This window comes from Methylophaga sp. UBA1464 (genome assembly GCF_002325665.1).
Lineage (GTDB): Bacteria > Pseudomonadota > Gammaproteobacteria > Nitrosococcales > Methylophagaceae > Methylophaga.
The window spans coordinates 2,707-3,023 of the sequence record NZ_DCSO01000075.1 but is presented as its reverse complement, the minus strand read 5'-3'; the positions used below and the strand labels follow the sequence as shown (position 1 = coordinate 3,023).

Here is a 317-nt window from a genome sequence, read left to right as displayed (position 1 = left end):
ACAGTCTCCTTAAAAACACGGGTGATGTTGTGAAAGCCGGTCAGGTAATTGCACAGAGTGGCGACCAAGGTGTCAGACAAACCGCTGGATTATATTTTGAAGTACGTCATAAAGGCAGTCCAACCAATCCGATACAATGGCTGCGCAAGCAGGGTTAATTAGAAATAAGGAATAAAGTTCATATGCGCTTTTTGAAACGAGATTTTGCGCTGGTAACAGCGGGTGTCATTATCGGCATCACATTGATTTTTGGCCAAATGGTGTTAGCCGATAAAAACCCTGTCGCCAAACCTGACTTGCCGATTGATGATTTAAGG

1 protein-coding gene is annotated in these 317 nt (G+C 43.8%); it reads left to right on the top strand.

Features of this window, described 5'->3' with window-relative positions; genetic code table 11:
* Positions 1–158 (top strand): peptidoglycan DD-metalloendopeptidase family protein (locus tag B3O33_RS15980; protein ID WP_349676313.1); only part of this gene is annotated, 158 nt, incomplete at its 5' end.
* Between the last annotated feature and the right edge of the window lie 159 nt (positions 159–317).